We start from the raw sequence: 6,059 nt of genomic DNA, 5'->3' as shown, positions 1-6,059 counted from the left end.
CGCTGGCGCGCATCGTGTCCACCGGCGTCAGCGGCCTGTCGCCGGAGATCATGGGGCTGGGTCCGATCGAGGCGTCCAACAAGGCGCTGGCGCGGGCGGGCATGTCGATCAACGACATCGACCTCTACGAGATCAACGAGGCCTTCGCGGTCCAGGTGCTGGGCTCGGCCCGCGAGCTGGGCATGGACGAGGACAAGCTGAACGTGTCCGGCGGGGCGATCGCACTGGGCCACCCCTTCGGCATGACCGGCGCGCGGATCGCGACCACGTTGATCAACAACCTGCAGACGCACGACAAGACGTTCGGCCTGGAGACCATGTGTGTCGGTGGCGGCCAGGGCATGGCGATGATCATCGAGCGGCTCAGCTGACCGCTCTTCACTAGCGGTCGAGCGTGCGCCCAGGGCGGCGACACGCCGGGAAGGCCCGCCATGAGCGCACGCTCGGCGGCGTCAGTTCACATTCGACGCCCGGCACGAAAAGACCGGCACGCCTTTGGCGTGCCGGTCTTTTCGTCGACGAGGGTTAGTCGTTCTGCAGATAACTGAGCAGACGCAGGATCTCGATGTACAGCCAGACCAGCGTCACGGTCAGACCCAGCGCGATGCCCCAGGCCGCCTTGTCCGGCGCCCCGGCGCGCACCATCTGGTCGGCCGCGTCGAAGTCGATCAGGAAGCTGAACGCCGCGATCCCGATGCACACCAGCGAGAAGATGATGGCGATCGGTCCGCCGCTGCGCAGGCCCAGGCCGGTACCGCCGCCGACGTGGAACATCGCGAGCACGAAATTGCCGAGCATCAGGAACAGCACGCCGAACATCGCGGCGACCAGCATCCGGGTGAACTTGGGCGTGACCCGGATGGCCCCCGTCTTGTAGACGACGAGCATGCCGAAGAACACCCCGAAGGTGCCCAGGACGGCCTCCCCGATCAACGCGCCGGCATTGGCGTGCGAGACGGAGAAGTTGGCGAACACGAACGAGATGGCGCCCAGGAAGAGCCCCTCGAGCACGGCGTAGCTGAGCACGATGGCCGGGCTGTCCTGCTTGCGGCCGAACGTCGCGACCAGCACCAGCCCCAGGCCGCCCAGCGCGCCGATCATTGTCAGCGGCATCGCCAGCGCCAGGTTGGACGCCACCAGGAAGTAGGAGACCACGGCGGACACCGCCAGCACGGCCAGCGTGATGCCGGTCTTGGTGACGACGTCGTCGATGGTCAGCGGACGCGAAGCCCTGGCCTCCTGGTACGGAGCTGGGTAGGGCGCCGCGTAGGGGTCGGCTCCATAGCCGTAGCCCTGCATCGGGGGCGCGCCCGTGCCGAATTGCGCGTATCCGCCCTGCTGCTTGGGCAGCGAACGAAATACCGGGTTGCTTGTCTCCCGCACCGTCGGATCCTCTCTATTGGCTTCGAGCTGTGCGAACACAATCTCAACGAGCAGCGTGCCGTCCGGGTTCCCAGCCGAACTGGGCATTTTCCGGCGCCCAGAGCCTTTGCTGCTGGCGTCGGGTTAAAGATAACCCTTACCCGCGGGTAGGGCGCCGGTCGTCACGATCTAGATTTTTCGTCGAGGGTGACCCGGCGATGGGAGGTTTGGGCGTGACCGACGAATCCGACGAGGTTCTCACCCGCATCGACGGCGACGTCGGTCTGATCACGCTCAACCGCCCCAAGGCCATCAACTCGCTCAATCAGCAGATGGTGGACGCGCTCGGCGCGATCCTCACCGACTGGGCCGACGACGACGCGGTGCGCGCGGTCGTGCTCTCCGGCGCCGGTGAGCGCGGGTTGTGCGCCGGCGGCGACGTGGTCTCCATTTATCAAAGCGCGCGCAAGGACGGCGTCGAGGCGCGGCGGTTCTGGCGCGACGAGTATCTGCTCAACGCCCAGATCGCCGACTTCTCCAAGCCATACGTGGCGCTGATGGACGGCATCGTGATGGGCGGCGGCGTCGGCGTCAGCGCACACGCGAACATCCGCGTGGTGACCGACACCTCGAAGGTCGCGATGCCCGAGGTCGGCATCGGCTTCGTTCCCGACGTGGGTGGGGCGTTCCTGCTGTCGAGGGCGCCCGGCGGGCTGGGGCTGCACGCGGCGCTGACCGGGGCGCCGTTTTCCGGCGCCGACGCCATCGCCATGGGGTTCGCGGACCACTACGTGCCCCACCCGGATCTCGAGGCGTTCACCCGGTCGATCGTCGCCGATGGGGTGCAGGGCGCCCTGGTCAAGCACGCCGTCGAGCCGCCACCGAGCGAGCTTGCGGCCCAACGTCATTGGATCGACGATTGCTATGCGGCTGAGACGGTCGAAGAGATCGTCGCCAATCTGCGCGGACACGGCGGCCCGGCCGCGGAGGCGGCCGACCTGATCTCCACCCGCTCGCCGATCTCGTTGTCGGTGACGCTGGAGGCCGTTCGGCGCGCCGCCAAACTCGAGACGGTGAAAGACGTTCTGGTTCAGGACTATCGGGTGTCGTCGGCGTCGCTGCGGTCGCACGACCTGGTGGAAGGCATCCGGGCGCAGCTGATCGACAAAGACCGCAACCCGAAGTGGTCGCCGGCGACGCTGGGCGCGGTGACCGCCGCCGACGTCGAGGCGTATTTCACCCCGGTCGACGACGACTTGAGTTTCTAGAAAGGCGATTTGGATGACAGACCCCACCTCCAAGAGCTACGAAACCATCCTGGTCGAACGCGACGGGCGCGTCGGCACCATCACCCTGAACCGGCCCAAGGCGCTCAACGCGCTGAACACCCAGGTGATGAACGAAGTCACCAGCGCCGCAGCGGAACTCGACAACGACCCCGGCATCGGGGCGATCATCATCACCGGTTCGGCCAAGGCGTTCGCCGCCGGCGCCGACATCAAGGAAATGGCCGCCCTGACGTTCGCCGACGCGTTCGGCGCCGACTTCTTCGCCCCCTGGGCCAAACTCGCCGCCGTGCGCACCCCGACGATCGCCGCGGTCGCCGGGCACGCGCTGGGCGGCGGCTGCGAGCTCGCCATGATGTGCGACGTGTTGATCGCCGCCGACACGGCGAAGTTCGGCCAGCCCGAGATCAAACTCGGGGTGCTGCCCGGCATGGGCGGTTCGCAGCGACTGACTCGCGCCATCGGCAAGGCCAAGGCCATGGACCTCATCCTGACCGGGCGCACCATCGACGCCGCCGAAGCCGAACGCAGCGGCCTGGTTTCGCGCGTGGTGCCGGCCGACGACCTGCTCGACGAGGCCAAGGCCGTCGCCACCACCATTTCGCAGATGTCACGCTCGGCGGCCCGGATGGCCAAGGAGGCCGTCAACCGCGCGTTCGAATCCACCTTGTCCGAGGGACTTCTCTACGAACGTCGGCTCTTCCACTCCACCTTCGCGACCGACGACCAGTCCGAGGGAATGACGGCGTTCATCGAGAAGCGCGCTCCCAACTTCACCCACCGGTAGGCCTGCGATGACCGAGCCGGGTTCTGCGACGACCGCGCCGGAAGACGAGGCCGAGCCGGCAGCCGAACCGGAAGCCGGTCCGGCGACTCGCCGGCTACGGTGGAGCCAAAAGCCCTGGTGGGTGCGCCATTACACGTTCACCGGCACCACCGTCGGGCTGATCTTCATCTGGTTCTCCATGACGCCGTCGCTGCTGCCGCGGGGCGCGCTGTTCCAGGGCCTGGTCAGCGGGATCTCCGGCGCCATCGGCTACGGGCTGGGCGTCTTCGCCGTGTGGCTGGTCCGCTACATGCGCGCCAAGGACCACAGTCCCCCGCCGCCGCGGTGGGCGTGGATGGTCCTGATCCCGATCGGCGCGCTCGGAATGGTGTTGATGGCCATCTGGTTTCACGTCTGGCAGGACAACGTGCGTGACCTGATGGGCGTCGCACACCTGCAGTGGTACGACTACCCGGTCGCCGCGGGCCTGTCGATCGTGGTGCTGTTCACCTTGGTCGAAATCGGCCAGTTCATCCGGTGGCTGGTCCGCTTCCTGGTGGGTGAGGTCGACCGCATCGCGCCGTTTCGGCTGTCGGCGACCATCGTGGTGGCGTTGCTCGTGGTGCTCACCATCACCCTGCTCAACGGCGTGGTGCTCAAGTTCGCCATGCGCACCATGAACAACACCTTCGCGTCGGCGAACAACGAGATGAACCCCGACACGGCGCCGCCCAAGACCCCGCTGCGTTCCGGCGGGCCCGAGTCGCTGGTGTCATGGGAATCCCTTGGGCACCAAGGCCGCATCTTCGTCGAAGCCGGGCCCAGAGTCGACCAGCTCGCCGCCTTCAACGGCGCGCCGGCCACCGAACCGATCCGGGCCTACGCGGGACTGAACTCCGCGGACGGCATCACGGCGACCGCCGAGCTCGCCGCCCGTGAGCTGCAACGCACCGGCGGGCTGCAACGTGCCGTCGTCGCCGTGGCGACAACCACCGGCACCGGCTGGATCAACGAGGCCGAAGCCGACGCGCTCGAGTACATGTACAACGGCAACACCGCGATCGTCAGCATGCAGTATTCGTTCCTGCCGAGCTGGCTGTCCTTCCTGGTGGACAAGGAGAACGCCCGCCACGCCGGGCAGGCGTTGTTCGAGGCCGTCGACCGACTCATCCGCCAGATGCCCGAGGCGCAACGCCCCAAGCTCGTCGTGTTCGGCGAGAGCCTGGGATCGTTCGGCGGCGAGGCGCCGTTCATGAGCCTCAACAACGTCCTCGCCCGCACCGACGGCGCGCTGTTCAGCGGACCGACATTCCAGAACACCATTTGGACCGACCTGACGTCGACGCGCGACGCCGGCTCCCCGGAGTGGCTGCCGATTTACAACGACGGCAAGAACGTCCGATTCGTCGCTCGCCCAACCAACTTGGGCCGCCCGAACTCGTCGTGGGACCACCCGCGGGTGGTCTATCTACAGCACGCCTCGGATCCGATCGCCTGGTGGTCACCCGACCTGCTGTTCAGCGAACCGGACTGGCTGCGGGAGCGGCGGGGCTATGACGTGCTGCCCGAGACGCGCTGGATCCCGGTGGTGACGTTCCTACAGGTTTCGGCGGACATGGCGGTGGCGGTCGACGTGCCCGAGGGACACGGCCACCACTACGTCGCCGACGCTGCCGACGGCTGGGCCGCCGTGCTGTCACCGCCCGGCTGGTCGCAGGAGAAGACCGACAAGCTGCGGCCGCTGCTGCATTCGGACGCGACCTCCACCGGCTAGAGCCAGCGGCGACCCGGCGTGCCGGAGTTGGCGAGCAGCCCCGGGCCGGCGTCCACCGGCGCGGCACCGGAAAGCTGTTCCAGCACACCCGAACCGGCGAGGGCGTGATACCCGCCGATGACGTCGGTGGCGCGGTGCAGGCCGATGTCGAGCAGCGCGGCGGCAGCGAGGCTCGAGGTATAACCCTCCGAGCAGACGATCACCCATTCGACGTCGTCGCCGACCGCCTCGGGCAGCCTGGCGTCGCTGGTGGGGTCGCAGCGCCACTCCAAGACGTTGCGCTCGATCACCAGCGCACCGGGGATCTCACCCTCGCGGAACCGCTGGGCCTGCGGACGGATGTCGACGAGCACCGCCCCGCGCCGCAGCGCGTCGGGCACTTCGGCGGCGGGAAGGCGACGGAAACGGCGCCGGGCGGATCTCAACACAACGTCGATGCGGCTCATCACGGTCCCTCCGGTTGATCGGTCAGCTCGGTGCGCTGGCGGCGCAGGCGATTACGGCCGGTGACCTCGTAGTAGGACATCGCGGTCAGCGGCGGCGAATAGGCGTGCACGCTGAGCGACGGACGCACCGCCCCGCCTCCGGCGCCCGCGAAGCCCGAGACAGGCACCGCCACGGGCCGGGGGGCCCACACCACGTCGTGCACCCAGCCCAGCGGGAACCCGGCCTGGTCGCCGGCGTCCAGCCGCCGCTGCCGCAGGGCGCGGCCGTCCCAGCGGAATTCGTTGAGCGAGCCGGACACCACGGTCAGCGCGCCCAGCGATCCCCCGTGGTCGTGCAGTTCGGTGTGATGGCCGGGCACCCAGCTGATCAGCCAGACGTCCAGCTCCTCGTCACCGTGGATGCGGGTGAACCAGCGCCGCGTCTC

At 68.2% G+C, this 6,059-nt stretch carries 6 protein-coding genes and 1 pseudogene; 4 read left to right on the top strand and 3 right to left on the bottom strand.

Translation table 11 applies throughout. From position 1 onward, the window contains the following. A pseudogene (locus A9X03_RS05715) lies at positions 1-371 on the top strand (acetyl-CoA C-acyltransferase); the annotation flags it as partial. 154 nt (positions 372-525) lie between these two features. Here the strand turns inward: A9X03_RS05715 and A9X03_RS05710 are convergent. Further along, a complete protein-coding gene (locus A9X03_RS05710) occupies positions 526-1,383 on the bottom strand; it encodes a Bax inhibitor-1/YccA family protein (protein ID WP_067759335.1) in 858 nt (285 codons plus the stop codon). A 212-nt stretch (positions 1,384-1,595) separates the two neighbouring features. Between A9X03_RS05710 and A9X03_RS05705 the strand changes: the two genes are divergently transcribed. The 3 genes from A9X03_RS05705 to A9X03_RS05695 are packed head-to-tail and all read left to right on the top strand — an operon-like array spanning position 1,596 to position 5,188. Continuing rightward, positions 1,596-2,630: an enoyl-CoA hydratase/isomerase family protein gene (locus A9X03_RS05705; protein ID WP_067783182.1), complete on the top strand. Its 1,035-nt coding sequence runs from the start codon at positions 1,596-1,598 to the stop codon at positions 2,628-2,630. A 13-nt stretch (positions 2,631-2,643) separates the two neighbouring features. After that, the gene (locus A9X03_RS05700; RefSeq protein ID WP_068260083.1) at positions 2,644-3,435 is read left to right on the top strand and encodes an enoyl-CoA hydratase; all 792 of its coding nucleotides are present in this window, start codon (positions 2,644-2,646) and stop codon (positions 3,433-3,435) included. Between the two features lie 7 nt (positions 3,436-3,442). Then, positions 3,443-5,188 (top strand): alpha/beta-hydrolase family protein, encoded by a 1,746-nt coding sequence (locus tag A9X03_RS05695; protein ID WP_068260080.1) that lies wholly within the window; start codon positions 3,443-3,445, stop codon positions 5,186-5,188. Here the strand turns inward: A9X03_RS05695 and A9X03_RS05690 are convergent. Both A9X03_RS05690 and A9X03_RS05685 read right to left on the bottom strand, forming a co-directional pair. Continuing rightward, on the bottom strand, positions 5,185-5,634 hold the full coding sequence (locus A9X03_RS05690; protein ID WP_067759280.1) for a rhodanese-like domain-containing protein: 450 nt from the start codon (positions 5,632-5,634) through the stop codon (positions 5,185-5,187). The genes A9X03_RS05695 and A9X03_RS05690 overlap by 4 nt on opposite strands. Beyond that, the coding region (locus tag A9X03_RS05685) for a cysteine dioxygenase (protein WP_068260077.1) at positions 5,634-6,059 on the bottom strand (426 nt) is incomplete at its 5' end. The genes A9X03_RS05690 and A9X03_RS05685, both read right to left, overlap by 1 nt.

Origin of the sequence: Mycobacterium sp. E1715 (assembly GCF_001667625.1) — a bacterium.
Taxonomy (GTDB): Bacteria; Actinomycetota; Actinomycetes; order Mycobacteriales; family Mycobacteriaceae; genus Mycobacterium.
This window is presented reverse-complemented; position numbering and strand designations above follow the sequence as displayed.

Coding starts and splice junctions, on each gene's coding strand:
- A9X03_RS05690 (WP_067759280.1), bottom strand. CDS start 5,634: ATGAGCCGCATCGACGTTGTGTTGAGATCCGCCCGGCGCCGTTTCCGT.
- A9X03_RS05700 (WP_068260083.1), top strand. CDS start 2,644: ATGACAGACCCCACCTCCAAGAGCTACGAAACCATCCTGGTCGAACGC.
- A9X03_RS05695 (WP_068260080.1), top strand. CDS start 3,443: ATGACCGAGCCGGGTTCTGCGACGACCGCGCCGGAAGACGAGGCCGAG.